This is a genomic window from Plantibacter sp. lyk4-40-MEA-4 (genome assembly GCF_030209415.1).
In the GTDB taxonomy this organism is placed as follows: domain Bacteria; phylum Actinomycetota; class Actinomycetes; order Actinomycetales; family Microbacteriaceae; genus Plantibacter; species Plantibacter flavus_A.
In genome coordinates this window covers 223,273-248,325 of record NZ_JARVSA010000007.1, presented here as the reverse complement: position 1 = coordinate 248,325, position 25,053 = coordinate 223,273, and the positions used below count along the sequence as shown (strand labels likewise).

At 70.6% G+C, this 25,053-nt stretch carries 22 protein-coding genes; 6 read left to right on the top strand and 16 right to left on the bottom strand.

Features of this window, described 5'->3' with window-relative positions; translation table 11 throughout:
* Nucleotides 1-93 precede the first annotated feature (93 nt).
* The 12 genes from QRN44_RS14415 to QRN44_RS14360 all read right to left on the bottom strand — a co-directional run bounded on the left by QRN44_RS14415 (nt 94) and on the right by QRN44_RS14360 (nt 13,247).
* Nucleotides 94-1,047, bottom strand: a complete 954-nt coding sequence (locus QRN44_RS14415; protein WP_285039458.1) for an oxygenase MpaB family protein — start codon at nt 1,045-1,047, stop codon at nt 94-96.
* A gap of 129 nt (nt 1,048-1,176) precedes the next feature.
* Nucleotides 1,177-1,941: a class I SAM-dependent methyltransferase gene (locus QRN44_RS14410; RefSeq protein WP_175117765.1), complete on the bottom strand. Its 765-nt coding sequence runs from the start codon at nt 1,939-1,941 to the stop codon at nt 1,177-1,179.
* A 35-nt stretch (nt 1,942-1,976) separates the two neighbouring features.
* The gene (locus tag QRN44_RS14405; protein ID WP_285039457.1) at nt 1,977-3,695 is read right to left on the bottom strand and encodes a dipeptide ABC transporter ATP-binding protein; all 1,719 of its coding nucleotides are present in this window, start codon (nt 3,693-3,695) and stop codon (nt 1,977-1,979) included.
* Entirely contained in the window at nt 3,692-4,564 is an 873-nt protein-coding gene (locus QRN44_RS14400) for an ABC transporter permease (RefSeq protein ID WP_285039456.1), read from the bottom strand. The genes QRN44_RS14405 and QRN44_RS14400 overlap by 4 nt, the downstream gene beginning before the upstream one ends.
* Nucleotides 4,561-5,652 carry an ABC transporter permease gene (locus tag QRN44_RS14395; RefSeq protein WP_285039455.1) on the bottom strand — a complete coding sequence of 364 codons (1,092 nt, stop codon included), beginning with the start codon at nt 5,650-5,652 and terminating at the stop codon, nt 4,561-4,563. The genes QRN44_RS14400 and QRN44_RS14395 overlap by 4 nt, the downstream gene beginning before the upstream one ends.
* Nucleotides 5,653-5,724: 72 nt before the next feature.
* On the bottom strand, nt 5,725-7,347 hold the full coding sequence (locus QRN44_RS14390; protein ID WP_285039454.1) for an ABC transporter substrate-binding protein: 1,623 nt from the start codon (nt 7,345-7,347) through the stop codon (nt 5,725-5,727).
* Between the two features lie 90 nt (nt 7,348-7,437).
* Nucleotides 7,438-8,958, bottom strand: coding sequence for an NtaA/DmoA family FMN-dependent monooxygenase (locus QRN44_RS14385; protein WP_285039453.1), 1,521 nt, complete (start codon nt 8,956-8,958; stop codon nt 7,438-7,440).
* 102 nt (nt 8,959-9,060) lie between these two features.
* Nucleotides 9,061-10,491: an amidase gene (locus QRN44_RS14380; protein WP_175117762.1), complete on the bottom strand. Its 1,431-nt coding sequence runs from the start codon at nt 10,489-10,491 to the stop codon at nt 9,061-9,063.
* A gap of 110 nt (nt 10,492-10,601) precedes the next feature.
* A complete protein-coding gene (locus QRN44_RS14375; RefSeq protein ID WP_064295270.1) occupies nt 10,602-11,183 on the bottom strand; it encodes a GNAT family N-acetyltransferase in 582 nt (193 codons plus the stop codon).
* 65 nt (nt 11,184-11,248) lie between these two features.
* Nucleotides 11,249-11,968, bottom strand: coding sequence for a uracil-DNA glycosylase (locus tag QRN44_RS14370; protein ID WP_285039452.1), 720 nt, complete (start codon nt 11,966-11,968; stop codon nt 11,249-11,251).
* 3 nt (nt 11,969-11,971) lie between these two features.
* A complete protein-coding gene (locus tag QRN44_RS14365; protein WP_064295268.1) occupies nt 11,972-12,709 on the bottom strand; it encodes a Type 1 glutamine amidotransferase-like domain-containing protein in 738 nt (245 codons plus the stop codon).
* 40 nt (nt 12,710-12,749) lie between these two features.
* On the bottom strand, nt 12,750-13,247 hold the full coding sequence (locus QRN44_RS14360; protein WP_071262460.1) for a phosphoribosyltransferase: 498 nt from the start codon (nt 13,245-13,247) through the stop codon (nt 12,750-12,752).
* 45 nt (nt 13,248-13,292) lie between these two features.
* Here QRN44_RS14360 and QRN44_RS14355 point away from each other — a divergent pair, with 45 nt between their 5' ends.
* Nucleotides 13,293-14,831, top strand: a complete 1,539-nt coding sequence (locus tag QRN44_RS14355; RefSeq protein ID WP_285039451.1) for an MFS transporter — start codon at nt 13,293-13,295, stop codon at nt 14,829-14,831.
* A gap of 107 nt (nt 14,832-14,938) precedes the next feature.
* On the opposite strand, the gene QRN44_RS14350 is transcribed toward QRN44_RS14355, so the two are convergent.
* Nucleotides 14,939-15,715 carry an SDR family oxidoreductase gene (locus tag QRN44_RS14350; RefSeq protein WP_285039450.1) on the bottom strand — a complete coding sequence of 259 codons (777 nt, stop codon included), beginning with the start codon at nt 15,713-15,715 and terminating at the stop codon, nt 14,939-14,941.
* Nucleotides 15,716-15,919: 204 nt separating this feature from the next.
* Between QRN44_RS14350 and QRN44_RS14345 the strand changes: the two genes are divergently transcribed.
* The 5 genes from QRN44_RS14345 to QRN44_RS14325 all read left to right on the top strand — a co-directional run bounded on the left by QRN44_RS14345 (nt 15,920) and on the right by QRN44_RS14325 (nt 21,839).
* Entirely contained in the window at nt 15,920-17,245 is a 1,326-nt protein-coding gene (locus tag QRN44_RS14345; RefSeq protein ID WP_064295265.1) for a bifunctional o-acetylhomoserine/o-acetylserine sulfhydrylase, read from the top strand.
* 265 nt (nt 17,246-17,510) lie between these two features.
* On the top strand, nt 17,511-18,716 hold the full coding sequence (metX, locus tag QRN44_RS14340) for a homoserine O-acetyltransferase MetX (protein ID WP_285039449.1): 1,206 nt from the start codon (nt 17,511-17,513) through the stop codon (nt 18,714-18,716).
* Nucleotides 18,717-18,805: 89 nt separating this feature from the next.
* The gene (locus QRN44_RS14335; RefSeq protein ID WP_139205503.1) at nt 18,806-19,963 is read left to right on the top strand and encodes a sensor histidine kinase; all 1,158 of its coding nucleotides are present in this window, start codon (nt 18,806-18,808) and stop codon (nt 19,961-19,963) included.
* Nucleotides 19,960-21,192: a hypothetical protein gene (locus QRN44_RS14330; RefSeq protein ID WP_079002789.1), complete on the top strand. Its 1,233-nt coding sequence runs from the start codon at nt 19,960-19,962 to the stop codon at nt 21,190-21,192. Before QRN44_RS14335 ends, QRN44_RS14330 begins: the two co-directional genes overlap by 4 nt.
* Complete coding sequence (locus tag QRN44_RS14325; protein ID WP_056012577.1) at nt 21,189-21,839, top strand: response regulator transcription factor; 651 nt, start codon at nt 21,189-21,191, stop codon at nt 21,837-21,839. The genes QRN44_RS14330 and QRN44_RS14325 overlap by 4 nt, the downstream gene beginning before the upstream one ends.
* A gap of 213 nt (nt 21,840-22,052) precedes the next feature.
* Here QRN44_RS14325 and QRN44_RS14320 read toward each other — a convergent pair whose 3' ends face one another.
* The 3 genes from QRN44_RS14320 to QRN44_RS14310 form a co-directional block, all read right to left on the bottom strand.
* Complete coding sequence (locus QRN44_RS14320) at nt 22,053-23,354, bottom strand: MFS transporter (protein ID WP_175117756.1); 1,302 nt, start codon at nt 23,352-23,354, stop codon at nt 22,053-22,055.
* A gap of 75 nt (nt 23,355-23,429) precedes the next feature.
* Nucleotides 23,430-23,738 carry a thiamine-binding protein gene (locus QRN44_RS14315; RefSeq protein WP_064295260.1) on the bottom strand — a complete coding sequence of 103 codons (309 nt, stop codon included), beginning with the start codon at nt 23,736-23,738 and terminating at the stop codon, nt 23,430-23,432.
* A gap of 2 nt (nt 23,739-23,740) precedes the next feature.
* Nucleotides 23,741-24,970: a glycosyltransferase 87 family protein gene (locus QRN44_RS14310; RefSeq protein WP_285039448.1), complete on the bottom strand. Its 1,230-nt coding sequence runs from the start codon at nt 24,968-24,970 to the stop codon at nt 23,741-23,743.
* Between the last annotated feature and the right edge of the window lie 83 nt (nt 24,971-25,053).

Sequence of the window (25,053 nt, the reverse complement as noted above, 5' to 3'; positions counted from 1 at the left end):
GACACCATCCGGTCCCTCAGACACCATCCGGTCCCTCAGACACCATCCGGTCCCTGAGCCACCATCCCCGGTCCCTGAGCCTGTCGACGGGCCTCAGGCGGCCGGGTCCGCCAGCCGCCGGTGCCGGCGCAGGGCCGCGCGCTGACTCGGCGACTCCCCGTGCAGGACGAGCCCCACGATCCACAGGACGACCCGCGTCGCCGTCACGACCGGCAGCGGTATCGGACCGAGGTGCGCGGTGCGGAGCCCGAGGATGCGGCGGTACTCGGCTGGGATGGTCGCGACGGCTCCCGCGAAGAGGATCCCGTAGGCGGGGAGCAGCGAGCGGTCGAGCGGCGGACGCCGGAGGAACGCCAGGGTCTCGTCCACCCTCGGGCCGCCGGTCAGGTCGCCCGCGTCGAGGTAACCGCGCAGCTGTCGGGCCAGCTCAGCCTCGGAGCGGGGCGGGTCGACGACGCCCATGAGCTCACCCGCGAGTGCCCAGTCGGCCACATAGGCGTCCGCACCACCGGGGACCCGGCCGCCCCAGGTCTGTCGCACGCTCAGGAAGGCGTCGGTGAACGCGAGGTGCACCCAGCGCAGGAGGTCCGGGTCGTTGGCCGCGTACGGGCGCACCACGCCATGGGCGTCGAGGTATTCCCCGACGACGCGTTCGTGGAGCTTGAGCACGTAGTCGCTCGTCCGACGGGCCGTGTCGCGGTCGCCGTAGGTGACGGTGAAGATCCAGCGGATGGTGCCGTCGAGCCGTCCGAGCGGGTCCTCCCGGTACCGGGACCAGTCGTGCACGCCGGCGAGCGCCCCGGGGTGGGCCGCCTGCAGGAGGAGCGCCCGGATGCCGGCGACCATGGTCTCGACACCGCCGTGCACCGTCCAGGCCGCGGAGTCGGGCGTGAAGAACCCCGCGTCGGTGCCGTCCTCGAGATCGAGCGTCCACTGCGGCGGGCGGTCCTGCTCCACCGCGAAGACCGCGAGGATGCGTGAGCGGAGCCCGGCGAGCAGGCGGGTGCGCAGGCGGGAGACCGGTCGCCGCCCGGTGCCGACATCCACCACTCGATCGTCCTCCACTCGCCGTCACGACGAGCCTACGTCGGGATGCCGGCGGCCCCACCCGTAGGGGGATCATCTCCTCCATCGCGGTCCCTGAGCCTGTCGAAGGGCGCCTCGGCAGGGCCCCGGTCACCGGATGGGCTTGCGTGCTTCGATGAGGGTTCGGGAGGAGTGCGCGACGAACGGGCCGTCCTCCTGCAGGGAACGGTGCAGCTCCCGCAGGCGGTCGAGGTACCGCGCGGAGGTGAATCCGGGCACCATCCAGATCACCTTGCGCAGGAACCAGACGATCGCACCGACGTCGTGGAACTCGATGCGCAGCCGTTCGGTCCGCAAGCACACGATCTCGAGCCCGGCGGCACGGGCGCCGGCGGCCTCGTCGTCGGGATGACGCGCGCGACGGACCGCTTCGGGCTGTGGGCCGAGGAAGGCCTCGACGAGTTCGAACACGCTCGCCGGTCCGACGTGCTGGGCGAGGTAGCTGCCGCCCGGGGCGATCACCCGAGCCACGTCGGTCCAGTCCACGGCGACGGGATGCCGACTCGACACGAGCGCGAACGAGTCGTCCGCGAACGGCAATGGAGCCCCCTCCTCCGTGCGAACGACGACGACGCCGCGCGGGTGCAGGCGGGCGGCGGCTCGGGCGAGGTTCGGTGGCCAGGACTCGGTGGCGGCGGCCAGCGGCGGAAGCACCGGCGCCGTGTCCAACACCTCTCCCCCGCCGGTCTCGAGGTCGAGCGATGACGGGACGTCGGCCAGACGTCTCCCGAGCGACTCCGAGAACCGCCAGGAGGGGCGCTCCTCACTGGCCCGGCCGTCGAGCCAGGAGAAGTCCCACCCGTCGACCGAGGCGGCGTCGGCCTCGGCGACGAGGTCGTCGAACGATCGTGACATGGTCTCCTCCGTGCGCGGCTCCGTGGTCGGTGCGCTCATCCGACGGCCTCGAACCGGCTCGGATCGAGCCGCTCGACGTCGAACCGCGGCACCGCGTCGAGCAGCTCCCGAGTGTACGCGTGCTGCGGATGCCCGAGGACGGCCGAGGCCGGGCCCGACTCGACGACGCGCCCGTTCGACAGCACCGTCACCTCGTCGGCGATCTGCCGGACGAGACCGAGGTCGTGCGAGATGAACAGGTAGCTGAGCGCGTGCTCGTCACGGAGGTCGAGGAGCAGTTCGACGATCTGCGCCTGCACCGAGACATCGAGCGCCGAGGTGGGCTCGTCGAGGACGAGCACCGACGGCGCGAGGACGAGCGTCCTCGCGAGTGCGACCCGCTGGCGCTGACCGCCCGACACCTCCCGTGCACGACGCCCCTGCGCACTCGCGGGGAGGGCGACCTGGTCGAGGATGGTCGCGACGCGGCGCCGGCGTTCGGCGGCGCTCCGCACCCCGTGGATCCGCAGGGGCTCCTCGATGATCTGTCCGACGGTGTACCGCGGATCGACCGCCGAGAGCGGGTTCTGGTAGACCAGCTGGAGGTCACGCGCGAAGGGGTTGGCGACGGCATGGTCCCGCGGGAGTTCCCGGCCGACGACCCGCACCGAGCCGTCGTCGAAGGAGGTGAGCCCGGCGACGATGCGCGCGAGCGTCGACTTGCCCGACCCGGACTCGCCGACGAGCGCGTGGATCGAACGCGGACGGAGGACGAGCGACGCGCCGTCGAGTGCGGGCGGCGCCTGCGGATCGCGTCCGAACCGTTTGGACACGTGCGACACCTCGACCACCGCGGGCGCCGCGTTCGTCTCGCCGCGCTGCTCCGCCTGCACCTGCTCGGCCGCGGCGCGGATGCGTTCCCGGTAGCGCAAGGGCGAGGACGCGGGCGAGTCGGAGAGCAGCCCCACCGTGTAGGGGTGCCGTGGTGCGAGCAACACCTCCTCGGCCGGGCCCGACTCGCGGACGTTCCCGTCCTGCAGGACCACGATCGCGTCGCTGCGCTCCTGCGCCAGCGCCAGGTCGTGGGTGATGAAGAGGATCCCGAGCCCGAGCTCCTGCCGGAGGCCGTCGAGGAGGTCGAGGATGCGCCGCTGGACGGTCACGTCGAGCGCGGACGTCGGCTCGTCGGCGATGAGCAGCTTGGGCCTCGCCGCGATGGCGATCGCGATGAGCACCCGCTGCAACTGCCCGCCAGAGAGCTCGTGCGGGTAGGACCGCACGCGGGCCGAGGCCTGACGGATGCCCACGTGCTCGAGCAACTCGATCACGCGCGCGGGGACCTCCGAGCGCGGGGTGTCGCCCGCCACCTGGACCGCCTGGGCGATCTGCACGCCGATCCGCTGCAGCGGGTCGAGTGAACTCAGCGGATCCTGCGGGATGAAACCGAGCGTCGAGCCGCGCAGGGGGCGCCACTGCTTCCGGGAGAAGTCGGCGACCTCGTGTCCGGCGACCGTGACCCGACCGGCGGTGACCGAGCCGTTGCCGGGGAGGAGCCCCGCGACCGCCCGGGCGATCGTGCTCTTCCCCGAACCGGACTGGCCCACGAGCGACACCGTCTCGCCGCGTCCCACCTGGAACGACACGTCGCGCACCGTGTCGGTCGGCCCCCTCGAGCCGCGCGTCCGGTACCCGACGGCGAGTCCGTCGACGAGCAACGGCACCGGAGCCGCGTCGACGACGTGGAGTGCGCTGTGCTGCAGGGCTGCCTGGTTCATGCGGTGGTCCTCTCGCGGGTGAGTCGGCTGAGACGGCTGATGGCGAGCACGGTGACGGCGATCACGAGGCCCGGGACGACGACGAGCCACGGCGAGGACACGACATACTGACGACCCTCGGAGACGAGCAGACCCCACTCCGGGTCGGGCGGCGGAGCTCCGTACCCGAGGAAGCTGAGCGAGGAGATCCAGATGATCGCGAGTCCGAACTGGAGGGCCGTGAGCGACAGCACCGCGGAGTACGAGTTCGGGAAGACGTGCTTGGCGAGGACGTACGCCCGCGAACCGCCGAGATGGTGACTCGCCTCGACGAACGGCAGGTCCTTCACCGTCAACACCTCGGAGCGCATGATCCTGGTGAACGCCGCGATCGAGGAGATCCCCACGGCGACGGCCGCGTTCAGGGTGCCGAAACCGAGCGCCACGACGACGACCATCGCGAGGAGCAACCCGGGGATCGAGAGCAGCACGTCGACGATCCGGCTGATGACGGCGTCGACGAGACCGCCGAACGACGCGGCGACGAGCCCGAGGACCGTGCCGGCGCCGAGACCGATGAGGACGGCGACCGCCGAGCCGAGCAGGGTCCGACCGGTGCCGTGGATCACCCGCGACAGCAGGTCGCGACCGAGGGAGTCGGTTCCGAACCAGTGCGCGACCGATGGAGCGGCGAGCGCGTTGGCGTCGTCGGGCTCGAGCGGGTCGTACGGCGTGAGGAGGCCGGGTGCGACCACGGACACGAGGACGAGACCGACCACGATGATCGCCAGGACGTCAGCGACCCCGAGGCGGCCGAGGAGTCGACGGAACGCGTCCGGTCCGTCGTCGGCCGCGGTGACGTCGCGGTCCGGTCGGAGTCGGAGGCTCATGCGTCCACGCTCGCTTTCGTCGGGATACCGCCGGGCACCGCCGTCCCCGACGCCGCCGCTGTCGCGACCGTCGGCCTGGCGAGGCGGGAGCGTCGGGACCGCCCATGCCCCGGGCGGACGATGCGCGGGTCGAGGACGGGGTAGACGAGGTCGGTCACGAGATTGATGCCGACGTAGATGGAGGAGATGAGGATGACGACGGCCAGGATCACCGGGGTGTCCTGATCGCGCACGCTCTCGAAGGTGATGAATCCGAGGCCGGTGCGGGTGAACACGGCCTCGACGACGACGGCACCGGCCAGCAGCTCTCCGACGACGAGGGCGAGCATCGTGATCGACGGGATCGCACCGTTCTTGAGGACGTGGCCGAGGGCGATCCGGACCTCGCTCGTCCCCTTCGCGCGGAGCACGGTGACGAAGGGTTCGTCCGCAGCCTTCCGGAGTCCCTGGATCAACACCTGCGTCAACGGACCGTTGACGGCGAGCGCCAGGGTCAGTGCCGGGAGCACGTAGGACACGAAGCCCTGATCGCGCACCGACGACACCCAGCCGAGCTGGAAGGAGAAGATCGCGAGGAGCACGAAGCCGATGAGGAAGCTCGGCGCGGAGATGGAGGCGATGGGCGCTGAGGCCGCGATGCTCCTGATCGCCCTGACGGGGGCGTACACGGCGGTGAGTGCGATGGCGAGCGACAGCACGATCGTCATGATGAACGCCACGCCTGCGAGCACGATGGTGTCCGAGAAGCCCTGCGCGACGAGGTCCGAGACGGCACGACCGCTGACCAGGGAGTACCCCAGGTCTCCCTGGAAGAGTCGGCTCACCGTCAGCGCGAACTGTTCGATCGGCGACAGGTCGAAGTGGTAGTAGGCCCGCAGTGCTTCGCCTGCGGACGGGGGCAGTGGGTTGAGCGGGCTCGTCAGCTTGTTCTCGATGGGGTCGCCGGGCAGGACGAAGAGGGTGAAGAAGACGAGCGTGTAGACGAGGGCGATCACGAGGAGCGCCTGGGCGACGCGCCTGATCACGTACTCGCGGTACTGCCGGCGTCGCGTGTCCGCCGCGCTGGCGTTCGGATGCTGGTTGGACATGTGGGGCCTCCTCTCGGAAAGGGACGGGACCGGAGACGTGAGGGCCGTCCGGTCGACGGCCCTCACGCTCGCTCAGTCCTCGATCGAGGTGTTGTAGAACTCCGGCAGGGCGCCGTCGGTGAGGGAGAAGCCCTTCACCCGCTGCTGGGTGACGAACACCTGGCTGTCGTTGAGGATCGGGACGACGTAGGCCTGGTCGATCAGGTGGTCCTGGATCTGTCCGAGGATCGCCGCACGGGTGTCGTCGTCGGTCGCCGCGTTCTGCGCGTCGAGCAGCGACTGCAGGGTCGTGTCGGAGCCGGCGAGACCGAGGAGGTCGGAGCCGTCCTTGCTGTAGTACTCGCTGAGGCCCTTCGAGGGGTCAGGGTGCGGCCAACCGACTCGGAGCGCTCCGACCTCCGGGTCCGCGAACGCGGTCGCCCAGTAGGTGGAGTAGTCGAGCTCGTTGAGTGACAGCTCGATCCCGACGTCCTTGAACTGGTTCTGGATCTGCTGGAAGAGGCTCTTCGCCGTGTTGTCGTAGACGTCGATGTAGGTCTTCACCGTGAGCCGCTCGCCGCCCTTCGTGCGGTAGCCGTCCGCGTCGCGCTCGGTCCAGCCGTCGCCGTCGAGGAGGCGGTTCGCCGCATCCGGGTCGTAGGTGAACTTCGCCGATTCGTCGACGTAGCCGAAGGTTCCCGGCGACAGGACCGACGTCGCGGGCGTCCAGCTGTCGGTGTACTGCGTCTCGATGATCTGCTCACGGTTGATCGCGTGCAGCAGCGCCTTGCGGACGTCGACGTCGTCGAGGAACGGCGCCTGGCTGCGGAGGAACCACTGGTTGCTGAGACCGACACCCGTCTTGGACACGATGTCGTAGCCGGCGTCGACGAGCCCCTGCTCCTCGCTCGGTTGGACGTAGCGGATGACGTCCGCCTCGCCCGACTTCAGGGTGCCGAGCCGGACGCTGTCCTCCTGCACGGGGATGACCGTGACCGAGGCGAGGTGCGCCTCGCCCTGGTTCGGGGAGGACGGCGGGGCCCAGGCGTACCCCTCACGACGGTCGAGCACGATCTCCTTGCCGTAGGTCTCGGAGGCGACGACGAAGGGACCGGAGCCGATGAGGTTCACGAACTTCGACTGCTCCTCCTTGCTCGCGTCGATCGTGGCGTCGGCGACGAGCCCTGATCCCCACCCGGTGAGCACGTTGAGGAAGGGCGCGTAGGGTGCGGCGAGGACGACGGTGACGGTGCTGGTCGCGTCGTCCGGCGTCGCCACGAGACCGGACGGGAACTGTGCGTTCGGGGTCGTCCCCTTCGCCTCGTCGCCGGTCGACTGCCAGTTCAGGTTCTTCGCGACGCTCGCGGCGTCGACGGCGGTGCCGTCGCTGTAGGTGACGCCGTCACGGATCACGAAGGTGTACGTGAGACCGTCGGGGCTGACGGTCCAGGAGTCGGCGATCCACGGTTCGAGTTCGCCCGTCTCCGCGTTCCGGTAGAGCAGGCGGTCGGTGATGTTCTGCTGCAGCGCACGGGTCTGCCACGTGCCCGCCTCCTGCACCTGCGCCGAGGTGGGGATCTCCGCATCGAGGTAGGTGAGGCTGCCACCGTCCGCGTCGGACGAGGCCGACGCCGCCGAGCAGCCGGTCAGCGCGATGCTCACGGCGACGAGGGCTGCGGCGGCGAGTCGTGCTCGCCGTCTGGTGGTTCGGGTCATGACGGGTACTCCTGTGGGTCGGGGTGGTCCGGTGCTGTGCCGGTGTGGTTGCCCATCCTGGACGGCGCACCGGGCCACCCCGCTGCTCTGTTACGACAGGTTTCCCACGGGTTCCCTCGATGACGCCGTGTGACCGTCGACCGTCCCGTCGTGCCGGTCGCCGAGGTTCCGTCCTCCGCGGTATCGTGCGGCCGGGTGGTCGTCGGGGAGCCGGGCCGCCCCGCCCGTCAGGCGCTCACGGAGCGTCTCCCCCGGTCGATACGCGTCGCGCAGCCGCCCTCGGCGACGCAGCTCCGGCACGACGAGTTCGACGAAGTCGGTGAGCGTGTCGAGGCTGTGGTACTGCCGCAGGTTGATGCCGTCGATGCCGACCTCGTCCAACCATCGCTCGATCTCGTCGGCCACGACCTCGGGGGTGCCGACGGCGAAGAAGTCCCGCTCGAGGTCGCTGCCGACCCGGCTGATGAACTCGCCGACGGTGCCGGCCGTCACCTGAGGCGGGAGCGCGTCGGCCGGGACCCCCTCTGCGGCGAGCGCCTCGGCGACCGTCCGGTCCGCCGGGTGGGCCTCCGGGTCGAACGGCAGCCCGGCGTGGACGAACCGGCCGACGATGCTCGCGTGCTCCCGATACTGCGCGGCCTTCGCCTCGGCCTCCTCCTGCGTCGGCGCGACGATGACGGCGGCCTGGACGACGATCTTGAGCGCGGCCCCGTCGCGTCCGTTGTCGGCCGCCGCCGCACGGAACCGTTCCAGGAGCGATCCTGCACCACCGGGACCCCGTACGCCCGTGAACACCGCTTCGGCGTGCCGTCCGGCGAACGCGATGCCGGCCGGCGAGGCGGTCGCGGTGTAGAGCAGCGGTGTCCGCTGCGCGCTGGGCTCGGACAGGTGCGGTCCGGCGACCTGGAAGTAGCGCCCGACGTGGTCGATGTACCGCACCTTGTCGGGGTCCGAGTAGACGCCGGCCTCCCGGTCACGGATGACGGCGTCGTCGTCCCAGGACCCCTCCCAGAGCTTGTAGAGGACGTCCAGGTACTCCTCGGCGATCGCGAACCGCTCGTCGTGCGGGATCTCCTCGGCGAGGCCGAAGTTGCGTGCGGCGTTGGGCAGGTACGAGGTGACGATGTTCCACGCGACGCGGCCGTTCGTCAGGTGGTCGAGGGTGCTCATGCGACGGGCGAAGGCGAACGGTGGCTCGTAGCTCGTCGAGAAGGTGATGCCGAAGCCGAGGTACTCGGTCACGGCGGCCATCGCGGGGACGACGAGCAGGGGGTCGTTGTTCGGGATCTGCAGGCCCTCGCGCAGGGCGTCGGCCGGGCCGCCACGGAACACGTCGTAGGCGCCGACCACGTCGGCGATGAAGATCGCGTCGAACCCGCCCGCCTCCGCCGTCCGGGCGAGCGTCGTCCAGTACCGGATGTCGGTGTACTGGTCGCGTCGGTTGTCCGGCAGGCGCCAGAGGCCGTGGGTGATGTGGCTCACGCAGTTCATCTCGAACAGGTTGAGGATGAGCTGCTTGGGGTGGGACTGCGTCGGGCTGGACGGTGCGTTGATGATCGACTCCTCCGGTGCGGCGGCGATCGGTCCGTCCGGACCGGGCCGTCTGAGCACCCTAGGCGCAGCGGGAGGGGCGAGGTCCGGCCGCGGTGTCACATCACGTCATACGGAGCGCTGCGACGCGGGGTCCACGTCGATCGGTCAGCGGGCGACGGGTCAGCGGGCGACGGACGGGACGCGGTCCTGCCAGCGCAGGCGCCGCTCCAGTTGCGCACCGAGGGCGAGCAGGGTCGCCTCGCCGCCGGGACGCCCGATCAGCTGAACGCCCATCGGCAGTCCCTCGGACGTCTCGTGCACCGGGAGCGTGATGGCCGGCAGGCCGGTCGCGTTCACGAAGGAGGTGTGCGGCGCATAGCGCACCTGCTGCTCGAAGTTCAGCTCGGGCGAGTCCTGGTCGTACCATCCGATGGGACGTGGCGTCTGGGCGAGGGCCGGCGTGATGATCGCGTCGAAGGGTGCGAACTGCGCGAGGACGCTGCGTTCGAACCGGTGGAGACTGGCGAGCGTCTCCATCAGCCGGGTCGCCGGCAGGGCCCGACCGCGCTCGACGAGGGACCTCGTGATGGGTTCGAGGAGCGTCAGCTCCGCCTCCGAGGTCGCCGGCACACCGGCCGCCGAGGCCTGCCAGATCGTCGTGAAGTCGGCCGGGTACCGTTCGGCGTCGCGGAGGGTGAGCTCCTCCAGGCCGTGCCCCATCGCGGCGAACGCCCGGGTGGCGACGTCGACGGCCGCGAGGGCCTCAGGGTCGACCGCCAGCTCGAAGGCGCTGTCCCAGGGTGAGCCGGCGAGGACCGCCAGCTGGAACCGGCCCTCGCCGCGCACGGCGTGCCCGAGCAGCGGTCCGTCGTCGGCGTCGGGTGCGCGCAGCGTGAAGTGGTGGTCGATGCGTCCGTGTACGCGCTCGATCATCGCGTCGAGCAGGAGGGCCGCGTCGGCGACGGTCCGGGCGATCGGCCCGGGGACGACGAGGCCGGCGAGTCGGTCGACACCGGAGCCCGCGGGGACGAGCCCCCGCGTGGGCTTCAGGCCGACGAGCCCGCAGGCGGCCGCAGGAATGCGGACGGAGCCGCCGCCGTCGGAGCCGGGGGCGAACGGGAGGAGCCGCGCGGCGACGGCTGCTGCGGCCCCGCCACTCGACCCGGCCGCCCCACGGTCGAGGGCCCACGGGTTCCGGGTCGGTGTCCCGTCGAGCGGCTCCGTGTAGCCGTAGAGCCCGAACTCCGGGGTCGCGGTCTTCCCGAGGCTCACCGCACCGGCCCGGTCGAGGACGCCGACGAGCTCGTCGTCGGACGTCGCCACGAGATCCGCTGTGAGCCGCGACCCGAAGCGGACGGGCTGACCGGCACGGGACACGAGGTCCTTATCGCCGATCGGGAGTCCCCAGAGCGGTGCGGTCCGAGGAAGTGCCTCGACCGCCTCCACGCGTTCGGCGAGCGATCCGGCGGCGACCGAGGTGAAGGCGCCGATCGCGTCGTCGAGGCGCTCGATGCGGTCGAGGTAGTGCCGGGCGAGCTCCGTCGGTGAGACCTCGTCCCGCTGTAACGCCTGCCACTGCTCGAGCGCCGTCAGCTCGTGGAGTTCCGCCATGCGACCAGCCTAGGCGCGGCGGTGGCCACAGCCCGTCCGTTCCCTGCCCGTTCCGGTCCCCGTTCCCGGGCGGTTCCGGTCCCTGAGCCTGTCGAAGGGCGTCGACCAGTTCAGCGCTTCAGGGACTTCTGGAGGAGGACCGTGCCGATCCAGCGGTCGAACTTGAACCCGACACGACCCATGCGGCCCACCTCGGTGAACCCGAACTTCTCGTGCAGGGCGATCGACGACTCGGCGCCCTTGTCGGCGATGACGGCCAGCATCTCCTTGAGCCCGGCGGCCTTCGAGCGCTCGATGAGCTCACCGAGCAGATCGGTGCCGAGGCCCTTGCCGGTCGCCGCGGCTCCGAGGTAGATCGAGCTCTCCACCGTGAAGCGGTAGGCGCGCTTCTGCTTCCACGGCGCGCACAGCGCGTACCCGAGGATCTGCCCGGTCGGGTTGACGGCGACGATGAACGGGAGCTGCAGCCGCTGCAGGTAGGCGAACTTGGAGCGCCACTCGGCGAGGGTCATCGCGTCCTCGTCGAAGGTGACCATGCTGTTGGCGACGTAGTGGTTGTAGATCGCCCTGACGTCGGGCAGGTCGGCGGCAGTGGCGTCGCGCATCGTGAATGCGAAGGGGGTCTCGGGGGTCGGCGGCTTGCGCAGGTGCGGCGGCAGCCGTCGCCTCGGCTCGTACTCCTCTTCCAACATCCCCCAAGCCTAACCAGGGGGTGGGTCGGCGGACAGCCCTTGCGGTCGACCCCACGACCCGTTCGTCAGTCGAGCGACCAGTCGATCGGGTCCGCGCCGCGGGAGACGAGGAAGTCGTTGGTGCGGCTGAACGGCTTCGAGCCGAAGAACCCGCGTGAGGCGGAGAGCGGACTCGGGTGCGCCGAGACGATGACGTGACGGTCGGGGTCGGTCGATGATTCGAGCAGCGGGGCCAGTCGTTCGGCGTCCTTGCCCCAGAGGATGGACACGAGCGGTGCGGGGCGTGCGGCGAGCGCCCGGATCGCCTGTTCCGTGACCGCCTCCCAGCCGTGTCGGCGGTGGGAACCGGCGGAACCCGCCTCGACCGTGAGGACGCGGTTGAGGAGCAGCACGCCCTGTCGGGTCCACGGACTGAGGTCGCCGTGTTCCGGCGTCGGGACACCGAGGTCGTCGCGGAGTTCCCGGTGGATGTTCGCGAGGCTGCGTGGCAGCGGGCGCACATCCCGGTCCGCGGCGAACGACAGGCCGATCGGATGACCCGGTGTCGGGTACGGGTCCTGCCCGACGATGAGGACCCGGACCGCGCTGAACGGCGTGCGGAAGGCCCGCAGGACGAGCTCGGGGGCCGGCAACCATCGGGCACCGTCCGCCGCTTGCGCCGCGAGCCAGTGATCGATCGTCGCAAGACGATCGGCCACAGGCGCGAGCGCGTCGGCCCAGCCCTCGTCCATCGACCCCGCCGCGGCGAGCTGTGCCGGGCTACCGCCGAGGATCCCGTTCGTCATGGCCTACTGCTGCTGCGGCTGCTCGGCACCGATCGTGCGGACGACGACCCCGTGCTCGGCGGTGAAGACCTGCCAGACGCTGCCGCCGCCGAGGACGGAGAGCGCCCCCTGCCCGACCACGAGCGCCGTGTTCTCGTCGATCGCGACCCCGCCGTCGACGACCCCGGCCTCAGTCGCGGCGACGAGCCGCCCGAGGGTGCCCCACTGAGCGGCGTGCGCCTCGACGGCGATGTCGACGAGCCCGAGACCGTCGCCGATCGTGACCTCGTCGAGTTCCTCGGACGCCGCCTCGGGGCTCACGGGGACCTCGCCGACACGCCATCCGCCGATGATCGCGTGCTCGGCGGCGATCATCGCGCCGGCCGAGATGCCGAGGTAGGGCAGACCGGACGCGACGAGGCGTCGGATGTCGGTGGCGACCGGCGCGACCGCCTCCGCGTAGGCCGAGGGCAGCCCGCCGCCGACGACGATCCCGTCGACCTCGGCCAGCTGAGCCTGCGCGACCACACCGCCCTCGCGGACGACCACGCGGATCGCCTCGATCTCACCGGAGCGTGCGACGGCACGTTCCAGGGCGGCGGACTGCTCGAGTCCATCGCCGTCGTGCACGACGACGATCGCGATGCGCGGGGCCAACCGACCGGCGACGACCGCGAGCGCGGCCGCCTCGGCGATGAACGCTGCGTAGACGGTCGACTCGGTCTCTGGGGCGGCCGGACCGCCGAGGAGGAAAACACTCACCCTGAGACCCTACCCGGCACCCCGGATCAGGCGGGGACGATCAGGCCGTGATCGTCGGCAGCGTCGACCAGGGGAAGGAGATCCAGCGGTCGACGCGCTTCCACACGTAGTCGGGACGGAGCACCGTCTGCGGCTTCTCGTACAGCGTCACCGTGCGGACCTCCGCGCCGCTCGCCTGCATGAGTTCCAGCACCATCGCGAGCGTGCGACCCGAGTCGGACACATCGTCGACGAGCAGCACCCGGCTCCCCGGCAACCCGGCCACGTCGAGCAGCGGCGGGAGCACGACGGGCTCGGGGAGACGCGCGTCGACCCCGGTGTAGAACTCGACGTTCAGCGCGCCGCACGCCTTCACGTCGAGGGCGTAGGCGATGGCACCGGCGAGCAGGAGCCCCCCGCGCGCGATCGCGACGACGGAGTCGGGCCGGAACCCGCTCGCGACGATCGCACTGGACAGTTCGCGGGCCGCGTCACCGAACGTGGGCCAGTCGAGGACCTCTCGCTCCGGGGACGCTGCGCTGGGGTTCTCGGTCGACATCCCCCAACGCTATCCTGCCGGCCGGGCCGCCTGTACCATCCCCACATGGCGCGAGACAGCACGACGACCGGCGGAGCCTCGGCGACCGGATGGCGGACGTCGATCCGTGGGTCGGCAGCTGGTATCACCGCAGGACTCATCGGCTGGTTGTTCCTCGTCGAGATCACGAGCGGTGTCCTGCAGGGCTACTACGTCCCACTCATCCCCGACCTCGTCGAGCACCTGGGCATCCACGACGCGGACTTCAACTGGTTCGAGGCCGCGCAGCTGCTGTTGTCGGCACTCGTCGTCCCCATCCTCGCGAAGCTCGGCGACATGTTCGGACACAAGCGGGTCCTCCTCGTCTCCACCGTGTTGACGGCCGGTGCCAGCTGGTGGCTCGTCGTCGCCGGGGACTTCTGGTCGTTCCTCGCGGCCTGGGCGCTGCAGGGCTTCTACGTCGTCTGGCTGCCCCTCGAGATCGCACTCATCTTCGAGCGGGGCCGTCGCTCCGGCACCGGGGCCTCGCAGACCCGGCGGGCCGCCGGCCTCCTCGTCGTGGCGCTCGAGGCCGGGGCCATCATCGGTGCGCTGTCGAGTGGACGCATCCTCACCGCCCTCGGCGGCGACATCCCACTCACGATGATGCTGCCGGCCGTCGCGGTGACCCTCGTCTTCTTCGCCATCCTGTTCGGCGTCCCCGAGTCCGAACCCCTGCCGGGCAGGACCCTGGACCTCGCGGGCTTCGTGCTCCTCAGCCTCGCGCTCCTCCTCATCACCTCGGGGCTCACCTTCCTGCGTCTCAACGGTCCGCAGACGTGGTGGGTGTGGGGGCTCATCGCGATCGGCGTGCTCGCGTTCCTGCCGTTCGGGCGACACGAACTGCGGCAGCCCGACCCGGCGATCGACCTCCGGGCGCTCCGGCAACCCAACATGTGGCCGGTGCAACTGACCGCGGGGCTCATCGGGATCAGCCTGCTCGGCGCCCAGGCGCCGCTCAGCACCTATGCGGGGACACCGCGGGAGAACGGGTACGGCCTCGGGCTCGACGCCGGTGACATCTCCACGCTCATCGGCGCCTACCTGATCTCGATGATCGTCGGTGCGCTCCTGTTCCCACTCGTGTCGCGCTGGGCGACGCCTCGGATCGCGCTCATCATCGCCGCCTCACTCGTCGCGGTCGGGTACCTGCTGTTCCTCCCCTTCCACCTCGAGACGTGGCAGGTCTTCCTGAACATGGCGATCGCGGGTCTCGGCTCCGGTGCCCTCGTCGGCGCCATGCCGGCCGCGGCCGCGGCCGCCGCACCTCGCGGGCAGACGGGTGTCGCGTCGGCGCTGACCAACACGACGAAGACGATCGGTGGCTCCTTCGCTTCGGCCGTCTTCGGCGTGGTCCTGTTCGCCGGCGCCGCGCAGGCCGTCACGGCCGGAGCGTCGAGCCTGTCCGGCTATCTCACGGTCTGGGCGATCTGCGGGGCGGGCGCGCTCGTCGCCGCCGTCCTGCTCTGCTTCGTCCCGAAACTCGCCTTCGCGGACGCGGCCCCGGTCGACACGGGACCCGAGCCACGCATCGATCCCGCTGCTGAGCACCCGACCGGTCACTGACCTCCCGACCGGTCCCCGAGCCCCCGACCGGCCCCCGAGCCCCCGACCGGTCCCTGAGCCCCCGACCGGTCCCTGAGCCCCGACCGGTCCCTGAGCCTGTCGAAGGGTTACTCCGCGACGCGCAACGGCCCCTTCGCCAGGCGGTACGGGGCGGCCTGGGCGACCGGCTTGATCGTGATGAGGTCGAGGTTGACGTGCGGCGGCAGCGAGGTCGCGTGGACGATGGCCTCGGCGACGTCGTCGGCCGAGAGCGGATCCGGCACGTCCTCGTAGACGGCGTCGGCGCGGTCCTGGTCGCCACCGAAGCGCACGAGCGAGAACTCCTCCGTGTGCACCATGCCCGGCGCCACCTCGATCACCCGGATCGGTTCGCCGTTGAGCTCGAGCCGCAGCACCTCGAAGAGCGCGCGCTCCGCGAACTTCGCCGCGTTGTACCCGCCGCCACCCACGTAGGCGACGTGGCCCGCGATCGAGGTGACACCGACGATGGTGGCGGCACCACCCTCCGGGATGCTCCGACGGAGGATCGGCAGGAGCGCCTGGACCACGCGCTTCGTGCCGAGGACGTTGATGTCGAACATGCGCCGCCAGTCCTCCGCGTCGCCGTCCTCGACGGACGCGAGGCCGAAGGCACCGCCCGCGTTGTTGACGAGCGCCTGGACGCCGCCGAGCTCCTCCACCCGGGCGGCGAGCGCGTCGACGTCCGCCTGCACGGTCAGGTCGGCGACGACCGCGGTGCCGCCGATGTCCGCGACGAGCGCCTCCAGCCGCTCCGCACGGCGGGCCACCGCCACGACCTCCCAACCGTCGGCCGCGAAACGCCTCGCCGTCGCCTCCCCGATCCCTGAACTCGCACCGGTCACCACCACACGTCTCGTCGTCATGCCTCCAGGGTAGCCACCGGGCCGAGCCGTTACGCCGTGTGTCCGCGCGGTTGGCGCGTGCAGGCGGGGCCGGTAGCCTCGGGGTCACGACGGAGCACCACCCGGAGCCACGCCCGGCGACATCGCTGTCGGACCGAGCGGCCTCACCGGCGGCACCCATCACCCGAGCAGCACCGACCACCCGAGCAGAGGGGACCATCCACCATGAGCGATGCCACGAACGACTGGAAGTTCGAGACGAAGCAGATCCACTCCGGAGCAGCGCCCGACCCGGTCACGAAGGCTCGGGCCACGCCGATCTACCAGACCACGAGCTACGTGTTCGACAACGCCGACCACGCCAAGAACCTCTTCGCCCTCGCGGAGTTCGGCAACATCTACACGCGCATCCAGAACCCGACGCAGGCCGTCGTCGAAGAGCGCCTCAGCGCGCTCGAGGGCGGCAGCGGCGCCCTCCTCCTCGCCTCCGGGCAGGCGGCGGAGGCCTCGGCGGTCCTCAACATCGCGCAGGCGGGCGACCACATCGTGTCGTCGTCGTCGATCTACGGCGGCACGTACAACCTCTTCAAATACACGCTCGCGAAGCTCGGCATCGAGACCACCTTCGTGGAGAACCAGGACGACGCCGAGGAGTGGCGGCGTGCGGTGCGCCCGAACACGAAGCTGTTCTTCGCGGAGACCATCGGCAACCCCAAGATCAACATCCTCGACATCCGCCTCGTCGCCGACGTCGCGCACGAGGCCGGCGTCCCGCTGATCGTCGACAACACGATCGCCACGCCGTACCTCATCCGACCCTTCGAGCACGGAGCGGACATCATCGTCCACTCGGCGACGAAGTTCCTCGGCGGTCACGGCACGGTCATCGGCGGGGTCATCGTCGACGGCGGCACCTTCTCCTGGACCGGGCACGCGGACAAGTTCCCAGGCCTCACGACGCCGGACCCCTCGTACCACGGGGCGGTCTACACCGACGCCGTGGGCGACTCGCTCGCCTACATCATCAAGGCGCGCGTGCAGCTCCTGCGCGACCTGGGTGCGGCCATCGCCCCGGCGAGCGCCTGGCAGCTCATCCAGGGCATCGAGACGCTCAGCCTCCGCATCGAGCGCCACGTGCAGAACGCCCAGCAGGTCGCCGAGTGGCTCGACGCCCACCCCGACATCGCCAGCGTCAACTACTCGGGGCTGCCGTCCAGCCCCTGGTACGCGGCTGCCAACCAGTACGCGCCGAAGGGCGTCGGAGCGGTCCTGTCGTTCGAGCTGAAGGGCGGGGTCGACGCCGGTCGCGCCTTCGTGAACTCCCTGCAGTTGTTCTCGCACCTCGCGAACATCGGCGACGTCCGTTCGCTCGTCATCCACCCGGCATCGACGACGCACTCGCAGCTCACTCCGGAGCAGCAGCTCACGGCCGGCGTCACGCCCGGGCTCGTGCGGCTCTCGGTGGGACTCGAGAACATCGACGACATCACGGCCGACCTCCAGGCCGGTCTGACCGCCGCGAAGCAGGTCGTCGAGGCCGCCCGGGTCTGAGCCCGTCCCACCGCGTCCCCCTCCCGGGTTGCGCCAGCGCGGTGCGCTGACGCGAGCGCACCCCACAGACGCGAGCGCGGGTCTCCAGAGACCCGCGCTCGCGTCGTTCGTTGCGCAGTCGGGCCGGTTCCCCGTCACTCGAGCCCGTTCCGGTGCGCCGGAGTCGGCGAAAGCGCACTCGCGTCAGCGCACCGCGCCGACCTCGGCCGATCGGGTGACGTAACACGGCCGGTCGACGCCCGCGGGCACGCCACAATGGAGACCTATGGACTGGCAGACCCCGGAAGACAGCGTGCCCTCCCGTTTCGTGACCGAAGCCGAGGTCGGCGCTCTGCTCGCGAACCCGCCCTCGAGCGGCGCCTGGCGCGACGGCGACCGGCCGGGCGACCGACTCTTCGCCCCGCTCGGCCGCCTCGACTTCGAGCACGGCGGGAGCATCCCGCACGCCAGACTCGCCTACGAGACCTGGGGCACGCTCGACGACGACGGCGGCAACGCGGTCCTCGTCCTCCATGCGCTCACGGGAGACAGCCACGTCCTCGGTGGCGCCGGCAACGGACATGCGACCGCCGGGTGGTGGACCGGCATCGTCGGTCCGGGACTCGCCGTCGATACGGACCGCTGGTTCGTCGTCGCTCCGAACATGATCGGCGGCTGCCAGGGCAGCACCGGCCCCTCCTCCTTCGCGCCCGACGGCGTCGAGTGGGGTTCACGGTTCCCGTACACCTCGATCCGCGACCAGGTCGAGGCCCAGCACCGGCTGCTCGGCCACCTCGGGCTCGACCGCTGGGCCGCAGTGATCGGCGGATCGATGGGCGGCATGCACGCCCTCGAATGGGCCGCCACCCACCCCGAGCTCGTCGACCGACTGGCCGTGATCGCCGCACCCCCGGTCACGACGGCGGACCAGATCTCGCTGAACTTCGTGCAGCTCGAAGCGGTCCGCACGGACCCGCACTTCCAGGGAGGCGACTACTACGACGCCCCGGACGGTGAGGGCCCGCACCGCGGCCTCGCCCTCGCCCGACGGATGGCCCTGCTCAACTACCGCAGCCCGGGTGAGTTGAACGCCCGCTTCGAACGCAGCTGGCAGTCGAGCGTGAGCCCGCTCGGGCATGGTGGACGCTTCGCCGTCGAGTCGTACCTCGACTTCCACGGCAACAAGTTCACCCGACGCTTCGACGCCGGGAGCTATGTGACCCTCGTCGAGGCGATGAACTCCCACGACGTCGGACGCGATCGCGGCGGCGTCGGCGCGGCGCTGCGGGCCTACGCCGGTCCGTCGCTCGTGCTCGGGATCGACAGCGACCGGCTCTTCCCGGTCAGTGGACAGGAGGAGATCGCCCTCCACCTCGCCGGCAACCTCGACGGCACCCGACCGTCGGTCCTCCGGTCCGATTTCGGACACGACGGCTTCCTCATCGAGAACGCGCTGGTCGCGCCGCATCTCAGCCGGCTCCTCGCCGTCTGACAGCCGCGCTCCGTCTGTCCGACAACCGTTCCGCGGCGCCCGTGTCACCCGATAAGGTGACTCCTCAGAGGAGCGTGAGCATGGATCGGGTGGCGAGGACCCAGCGACGGCTGCTGCTGCGTACGACGCGCCTCTTCGGGCTCGCGGGCTGCGTCACGGCCGCGATGATCCTCAGCGTCCCGGGCGTCGTCTCGGGCGGTCGGTACGCCGTCCTCCTCGTCCTCGTCGCCGTCCTCGCCCTCACCCACGTGGCCGCCGAGCAGTACGACGGTCAGCGGTGGGTCCTGCTGGTGTTCCTCGTCGGTGTCGGCGTCGTCGTCGTCATCGGTCTGTCCGACGGGAACACCGGCCAGGTCGGCTCCGCGAGCGCGATCGCCGCGATCACCTCCCTCGGGATGGGTGCTGTCGCGGCCCGACTGGTGCCGATCCGTCGCACCTGGCCGCTGCTCCTGACCGCGTTCGTCGTGACGGCGGTCACCATCGTCGTCGTCACCGGGCCCACCGCGCTCACGATCCCGACCATCGGCCTGACCGCGGTCGTGTGGATCGCGATCGGCGCTTTCGGCGGGTGGCTCGACACGAGCATCCCCCGACTCATCCGTCGGGTCGACACCATCGGCAACGCCTACAACGCTGAGCGGCTCGCGAGTCAGGCCGAGTCGCAACGGCGACAGGACGCACGCCTCCTGCACGACACCGCGCTCGCGACCCTCACCATGCTCGCCCACTCCGGTCGGGGCGTCGATGGCGCCGCCCTCCGCTCGCAGGCCGGGAACGATGCGCATCTGCTCCGCAGCCTCCGCCTCGGCGAGGAGCTGACCCCCGTCTCCTCCGGCTCGTACATCCTGCAGCGCGGTGTCGACTTCACCCTCGACGAAGGGATCGAGGCCGTGACGGACCGGTTCGCCGGGCTCGGCCTCACGGTCAACGTCTACGGCGGTGGACAGGCGAACCTCGACCCACGCGTGCGCGAGGCGTTCCTCCTCGCTCTCGGGGAGTGCCTGGAGAACGTCCGGCGTCACTCCGGCGTGGATTCGGCCGACGTCACGGTCTCGATCGACGAGCTGACGGCCCGACTCCTCATCACCGACACCGGCACCGGGTTCGACCCGTCGGCAGTGCCGGACGGCCATCTCGGCGTCGCGGAATCGGTCGTCGCGCGCATCCAGGAGGTCGGCGGACAGGCGCGCGTCTTCTCCGCCCCCGGGGCCGGGACGACGGTCATCCTGGAGGTCCCGCAAGCATGAGTGTCGACGCCCTCGAGCAGGCCACCGGACCGACCCGGCGCTACCGTCATCGTCGCGCCATCGACCGGCAGCGTTCGTCACTCGGAACGACACAACTGGGCATCGGTCTCTCGGTGTCCGGCGTCATCCTCGTCGTCTACGCCGCGATCCGCTTCGTCAGCTCGGTCCACCACTACCCGCGACCACTGCTCAGCGTCGTCGCCTGGCTGCTGCTCACCGCGGCGATCGTGTCGACCTTCCTCCTCCTCCGCCGCTCCGCGTTCCACCTCTCGGATCGGCTGTTCGTCGCGCTGCTGATCCAGCTGGTGGTGGTCGCCGCGCTCGACCTGGCGAGCGTCTGGAGTCGCGACGCCGTGGGCGTCTATCCGACGGCGGCCGCGGCGGTCGGCGGCGTCCTGCTCGCGGTCGTCACCCTCCGCCCGGTGCGCGACGTCGCCGCCGCGACCGTGGTGCTCGGGCTGATGCTCGTGGGCTCGATCCTCACCGTCACGCGGACCCAGACCGCGACCCTCGGTGCGGAGCTGCTCTTCGCCGCGGTCGCCGTCGTCCCACCGCTCATCGCCTGCGCGATCGTCTCCCAGTACCGCCGGATCGTCCGCCTCGAACTCGACCGGGTCATGGTCGCCTCCACCGTCGCGAGCGTCCGGGACGCACTCGGGTTCTTCGACTCGGAGGAACTCGTGACCCTCGACCTCGAAGCGGAGGAGCTGTTCGTCGGTGTCGCCGACGGCTCGGTCGACCTCCCGCTCTCCCCCGAACTCGCGGCGCGCGCCTCCCGCCTTGCGACCGAGCTTCGGCGTCACCTCATGTCCGAGGGCAAGGAGTCCTGGCTCGAGCACGCGTTCCAGGAGTCGTCCGTGTTGTCGGACAGCGCGACCCTGCGCGACCCCGAGCGACTCGCGACGTATCTCGCAACGGATCAGCGGGATGGACTGCTCTCTGCAGTATGGTTGCTCCTCGGGGAAGCAGATGCGCAGAGTGCCAGAGCTGTGCTGACGCTCGGACCGGTCGACCGCTCCGAACGACCGGGCCGATCAGGTGCGCTCGTCATCCCGATCGTCCTCGAAGCGGTCGGAGTGCAACGCGCCAAGGTGGATCCCGCGGTGTGGGAAGCGCTCGGACGAGTGGGCAGCTCTACGGACACGTACCAGAAATCCCGGATCAGGATCGAGATCGACAGCACCGTCGACAATCCTGCTGCGGGCCAGCGGAAAGGGGAACGTCAATGACGTCACAGGAGTCTCGCATCAGGGTCGGCATCGTCGACGACCACCGGATGCTGCTCGGTGCGCTCACCGAGTGGATCAGGAGCGTCGCCGACGACATCGAACTCGTCGTCGTGACCCCGTCCTGGCCGGAGCTGCTGACGCACCCCGCCTTCCCCGTCGACGTCCTGCTGCTCGACGTCGACCTCAAGGACAACGTCCCGGTCGCCGTGAAGCTCGCGACGCTGAAGACCACGGGCGTCACGACCGTCCTCATGAGCACCTACAGCGACCCGGCAGTGGTCCGTGAAGCCCTGGCCGCGGGCGCTCTGGGCTACCTCGCGAAGAGCGAGGACGCCGAGACCATCGTGCACGCCCTGCGTGCGGCGTCACGCGGCGAGTCCTACATCTCCCCCGAGCTCGACCTCGCCCTCGCGAGCGGAGCCTCCGGGACCGGCCCCCGCCTCAGCGCGCAGGAGCGTCGTGTCATGGCGCTGTACGCCGCCGGTGAGCCCGTGAAGATGGTCGCCGAGAGCCTCGGCATCTCCGACGAGACTGCGAAGAGCTACCTCAAGCGCATCCGCGAGAAGTACCGCAACGCCGGCATCGACGTCGGTACCAAGGTCGCCCTGCGCAAGCGGGCGATCCTCGACGGCATCATCGTCGACTAGCAGCGCGGTGCGCTGACGCGAGCGCGCGGGTGTCGGCGTCAGCGCGGTGCGCTGACGCGAGACCGCACGGTGCGGCGTGAGCGCTACTCGGATACGTGAGCGCGGGTCTCCGGAGACCCGCGCTCACGCGTATGGGTCGCGCTCGCGTCAGCGCACCGCGCTGGCACCATGCCCTACCGCACCCCACAGGCCGGGATGGGCGACGGGTATCGGTCAGACGGGGATCGGAGCCGTCGGCGGGTTGCGGTCCGCGATCCGGCGTTCCTCGGCGTCGTTCGCCCGCAGGAGTTCGCGCCGGAGCTGCCGACGTTCGACCGTGAAGCTCGTGATGACGATCCCGAGGCCGATCACGGTCAGCACCACACCGGTCCAGACCGGGGCGAGGTAGCCGAGGCCACCGGCGATGACCACACCGCCGAGGAAGGCCCCGAGCGCGTTGCCGATGTTGAGCGCCGAGTGGTTGAGCGCTGCAGCGAGGGACTGGCTGTCGCCGGCGACGTCCATGAGCCTCGTCTGGATGGCCGGGCCGAGTCCCTGCGACGCGAAGCCGACGGCGAAGACGAACAGGAACATCGTCGGAGTCCACGTCGCGGTGAGTGCCAGGGCCGTCAGGACCACGATCATGAGCGCGAAGAAGACGATCAGGGCCCGCCTCACCCCACGGTCCGCGAGATGCCCACCGACCAGGTTGCCGATCGTCATGCCGACCCCCATGGTCGCGAGCGCCCATGGGACGAGGGTCGCCGACTCCCCCGCGACCTCGGTCACGAGGGGCGCGAGATAGCTGTACACGGCGAAGAGCCCGCCGAACCCGATCGACCCGAACCCGAGCACGAACCACACCTGGCCGCGCCGGAAGACGCGGAGTTCACGACGCATCGTCTGCTGCGGATTGCCCGCCTGCACCGGCACGGCGAACCAGATGGTCACGGTCGCGAGCGCGAAGATGCCGGTGACGATGAGGTAGGCGGAGCGCCACCCGAACTCCTGGCCCACCCAGGTCGCGAACGGCACGCCCACGACGTTCGCGATCGTGAGCCCGGTCATGACGAGCGCGACGCCCTTGCCGCGCTTCCCCGGCCCCATGAGACTCGCGGCGACGAGGGCGGCCATGCCGAAGTAGGCGCCGTGCGGCAGCGCCGCGACGAACCGGGCGAGCAGGACGAGGCCGAAGCTCGGCAGGACCGCCGACGCGAGCGTGCCGACGGTGAACGCGACGCCCAACCAGAGCAGGACGGTCTTGCGCCGGTACCGCGCGACGAGCGCGGCGATCGTCGGCGCACCGACGACGACACCGAGCGCGTACGCCGTGATCAACCACGCGGCCTGCGCGTTCGCCTGTTCCTGGCTGCGAGCGGCCAGCTCGGGGAGGAGGTCCGTCGCGATGTTCGGCAGCAGACCCATCGCCACGAACTCGGTCGTGCCGATGCCGAAGGCCCCGACGGCGAGCGCGAGGATGGCAAGACGAACACGGGTCGGCGACAGCTGCGTCGACCCGTCCAGGATGGTGGGCATGGATCGAGTGTACGGGAATACTCGAATCGATTCGAGTCCCGACCGACGAAACCCGACGACCGCCTCCCGGTGGACTCAGCCGTCATTCTCGAGTGCGGCGTCGAGCCGGTCGAGCTTGGCGGTCAGCTCACCCGTGTAGCCGGGGCGGATGTCGGCCTTCAGCACGAGCGAGACCCGGCTGCCGTAGGCGCCGACCGCCTCGGTGGCGTCCTTGATGACCGCGAACACCTCGTCCCACTCCCCCTCGATGGTCGTGAACATGGAGTCGGTCCGATTCGGCAAGCCGGACTCGCGGACGATCCGCACGGCCGCGGCGACCGCGTCGTGGACGGAACCGTCCGAGTTGCCGGTGCCGCTGGGGGCGACGGAGAAGGCGACGAGCATGGTCACTCCTTGTGGGTTCGAGCGGGGACGGGGATGGAGACCGAGGAGACGTCCTCGTCGTGGTGGTGCGGCGAGAACAACGCGTGGACGGCCCAACCGGCGAGGACCAGGTAGGCGAGGTTGCGGACCGTCAGCACCGTCACGAGGACCGGGTCGACGTTGAGCAACCACAGGTACAGATAGGGGTAGACGAGCTGCGTGAGCGCGGCGATCATCAGCGCGAGCACGGCCGGCGCGAGGAAGCGCCGACGCTGCAGGACGATCCCGAGGATCACCGGTGCCGCCAACCACATCGCGAACTGCGGCGACCCGACCTTGTTGAAAATGATGAGCGTGAGGACGAAGAGGAGCGACAACGGCGCGAGCACCTGCACGAGCGGGCGTCCGGATCGCACCGCGAGCACCCCGAGGAGCACGGCGCCGGCGACGGCGAGGCCGAGGAGCGGCGTCATGACGGCGATCGCCGTGTCGACACCCGGGCCCGTCACCTGGAAGGTCAGGATGTCGCGGTCGTAGTAGACGAAGCTCTGCGGGACACCCTGGACGGCGAGCCACAGGTAGGCGTTGCCGATGGGCGACTCGATCTGGAGACCGCGTCCGGTCTGCTCCGTCACGAAGCTGACCGCGTTCGCGCCGCCGAGCACGAGGCCGACCCCGAGGACCACGACCGACGTCGCCGCCGCCGCGATCAGCACCTGGCCGCGGTGGCGGTGCGCCAGGACGATCGCGCCGATCAGGGCCGCCGGCCAGATCTTCATCCAGGCGGCGAGCGTCAGGAGGACGGCGGCGACCCGCGGGCGACCGGCGACCCAGAGGAGCCCGACGATCGCGATGGGGACGGTCACGGAGTCGATCCGGGCGAGCGCGATCGGTCCGAGCAGGAGGAGGAACGCGAGCCACCACCATGCCGCGATCAACCGTGGGCGTGAGTGGCCGTTGCCGAGGAGGACCGCGAACGCCCCGGCGTTCATCCCGGTCACTAGCAGGAGCCAGCCGACGCCGTACCAGGCACTGCCGAGCAGCAGGGGGATCAGCATGGGGACGATCGCGAGGATCGGATAGACCCAGGGCTCGTCGATGGCGGGGATCGGGCCGCCGGACGTCGCCTGTTCGACCCACGGCCGGTACACGAGGACGACGTCGCCGAGCGGGAGACCCTCCGCCACGAGGCACAGCCACCCGACGAGGAGGTGCACGAGGCCGAACCCGCACCAGAGGAGCCAACGCCGCATCACGTGGACCATCCTAGGCTCGCGCCGCCCGTGGAACCCGTCCGCCACTCGCTCGACGCCCGAGCGGGTCGGGTCCGCGAGCC

Bases quoted from the DNA above. Each gene is read 5' to 3' on its own strand.
- QRN44_RS14325 (WP_056012577.1), top strand. From the start codon at position 21,189: ATGACGTCACAGGAGTCTCGCATCAGGGTCGGCATCGTCGACGACCAC.
- metX (WP_285039449.1), top strand. From the start codon at position 17,511: ATGGACTGGCAGACCCCGGAAGACAGCGTGCCCTCCCGTTTCGTGACC.
- QRN44_RS14310 (WP_285039448.1), bottom strand. From the start codon at position 24,970: ATGCGGCGTTGGCTCCTCTGGTGCGGGTTCGGCCTCGTGCACCTCCTC.
- QRN44_RS14405 (WP_285039457.1), bottom strand. From the start codon at position 3,695: ATGAACCAGGCAGCCCTGCAGCACAGCGCACTCCACGTCGTCGACGCG.
- QRN44_RS14395 (WP_285039455.1), bottom strand. From the start codon at position 5,652: ATGTCCAACCAGCATCCGAACGCCAGCGCGGCGGACACGCGACGCCGG.
- QRN44_RS14375 (WP_064295270.1), bottom strand. From the start codon at position 11,183: ATGTTGGAAGAGGAGTACGAGCCGAGGCGACGGCTGCCGCCGCACCTG.
- QRN44_RS14330 (WP_079002789.1), top strand. From the start codon at position 19,960: ATGAGTGTCGACGCCCTCGAGCAGGCCACCGGACCGACCCGGCGCTAC.
- QRN44_RS14390 (WP_285039454.1), bottom strand. From the start codon at position 7,347: ATGACCCGAACCACCAGACGGCGAGCACGACTCGCCGCCGCAGCCCTC.
- QRN44_RS14360 (WP_071262460.1), bottom strand. From the start codon at position 13,247: ATGTCGACCGAGAACCCCAGCGCAGCGTCCCCGGAGCGAGAGGTCCTC.
- QRN44_RS14320 (WP_175117756.1), bottom strand. From the start codon at position 23,354: ATGCCCACCATCCTGGACGGGTCGACGCAGCTGTCGCCGACCCGTGTT.
- QRN44_RS14410 (WP_175117765.1), bottom strand. From the start codon at position 1,941: ATGTCACGATCGTTCGACGACCTCGTCGCCGAGGCCGACGCCGCCTCG.
- QRN44_RS14370 (WP_285039452.1), bottom strand. From the start codon at position 11,968: ATGACGAACGGGATCCTCGGCGGTAGCCCGGCACAGCTCGCCGCGGCG.
- QRN44_RS14350 (WP_285039450.1), bottom strand. From the start codon at position 15,715: ATGACGACGAGACGTGTGGTGGTGACCGGTGCGAGTTCAGGGATCGGG.
- QRN44_RS14345 (WP_064295265.1), top strand. From the start codon at position 15,920: ATGAGCGATGCCACGAACGACTGGAAGTTCGAGACGAAGCAGATCCAC.
- QRN44_RS14380 (WP_175117762.1), bottom strand. From the start codon at position 10,491: ATGGCGGAACTCCACGAGCTGACGGCGCTCGAGCAGTGGCAGGCGTTA.
- QRN44_RS14355 (WP_285039451.1), top strand. From the start codon at position 13,293: ATGGCGCGAGACAGCACGACGACCGGCGGAGCCTCGGCGACCGGATGG.
- QRN44_RS14315 (WP_064295260.1), bottom strand. From the start codon at position 23,738: ATGCTCGTCGCCTTCTCCGTCGCCCCCAGCGGCACCGGCAACTCGGAC.
- QRN44_RS14400 (WP_285039456.1), bottom strand. From the start codon at position 4,564: ATGAGCCTCCGACTCCGACCGGACCGCGACGTCACCGCGGCCGACGAC.